Annotated in this window: 1 pseudogene; it reads right to left on the reverse strand. The window is 67.1% G+C overall.

Annotated elements, in window-relative coordinates:
* Positions 1–64 precede the first annotated feature (64 nt).
* Positions 65–1,732: pseudogene (locus NQ160_RS23415) on the reverse strand (DNA-directed RNA polymerase subunit beta'); the annotation flags it as partial.

Here is a 1,732-nt window from a genome sequence, read left to right on the forward strand (position 1 = left end):
TGAACCGGGGGCGCTTGGTGTCACTGCGCGGGGCGGTGGGGCCGCCGAAGCGGCCCCACCCGCATCAGTTGTAGGTGCCGGGCGTGAAGTCGTCCGTCGAGAAGCTGTCGAAATCGACGTAGCTCAGGTCGGCATCGCTGTACGTGCCGTCCGAGGCGAAGATGCGGTTGGGGTACCGCTCGCTCTTGGCCTCTTCCGTCGCCTCGACGGCGACGTTGCGGTACTTCGCAAGTCCCGTTCCGGCGGGGATGAGCTTTCCGATGATGACGTTCTCCTTGAGACCGACCAGGGGGTCGCTGCGACCCTCCATCGCCGCCTGCGTGAGCACGCGGGTGGTCTCCTGGAACGATGCGGCCGACAGCCACGATTCGGTCGCGAGCGACGCCTTCGTGATACCCATCAGCTCGGGGCGACCCGATGCGGGACGCTTGCCCTCGGCGACCGCTTCGCGGTTCATGTTCTGGTAGCGCTTGAAGTCCACCAGCTCACCCGGAAGCAGCGTCGTCTCACCGTGGTCGACGACCGTCACCTTGCGCAGCATCTGGCGCACGATGACCTCGATGTGCTTGTCGTGGATCGGCACACCCTGCGAGCGGTACACGCCCTGCACGCCGTTGACGAGGTACTTCTGCACCTCGCGGGCGCCCATGACACGCATGACCTCCTTGGGGTCGAGCGTGCCGACCTGCAGGGGCTGGCCGACCGTGACGTGCTGGCCGTCCTCGACCAGCAGCGTCGCGCGCTTGAGCACGGGGTAGACGTGCGGCTCGTCGCCGTTGTCGGGCGTCAGGATGACCTTCTTGGCCTTGTCCGTCTCGTCGATCGTGATGCGTCCGGCGGACTCTGCGATCGGCGATGCACCCTTGGGGGTGCGCGCCTCGAACAGCTCCTGCACGCGGGGCAGACCCTGCGTGATGTCGTCGGCCGAGGCCGAACCACCGGTGTGGAAGGTACGCATCGTCAGCTGCGTGCCGGGCTCACCGATCGACTGGGCGGCGATGATGCCGACCGCCTCGCCGATGTCGACGATCTTGCCGGTGGCCAGCGAACGGCCGTAGCAGTTCGCGCAGACGCCGACGGCGGAGTCGCAGGTGAGCACCGAGCGGACCTTGATGGTCTCGACGCCGGCCTCGACCAGCTTGTCGATGAGCACGTCACCCACGTCGTCACCGGCAGAGGCGACGACCGTGCCCTGGGCGTCGACCACGTCGGCGGCGAGGGTACGGGCGAACACGGAGTTCTCCACGTTCTCGTCGCGACGCAGCGTGCCGTCGGCACCGGGGGCCGCGATGGTGAACTCCAGGCCCTTGCTCGTGCCGCAGTCCTCCTCGCGGATGATGACGTCCTGCGAGACGTCCACGAGGCGTCGGGTCAGGTAACCCGAGTCGGCGGTACGCAGGGCGGTGTCGGCCAGACCCTTGCGGGCACCGTGCGTGGCGATGAAGTACTCCGCCACCGACAGACCCTCGCGGTACGAGGAGATGATCGGGCGCGGGATGATCTCACCCTTGGGGTTGTTCACCAGGCCTCGCATACCCGCGATGTTGCGGATCTGCAGCCAGTTACCACGGGCGCCGGAGCTGACCATGCGGTTGATGGTGTTGTCGGCCGGGAAGTTGTCCCGCATGGCCTTCTGCACCTCGTCGGTGGCCTCGGTCCAGATCTTGATGAGCTCCTGACGACGCTCGGCGTCGGTGGTGAGACCCTTCTCGAACTGCGCGGTGACCTTCGC

This window comes from Microbacterium sp. zg.Y909, assembly GCF_024626565.1.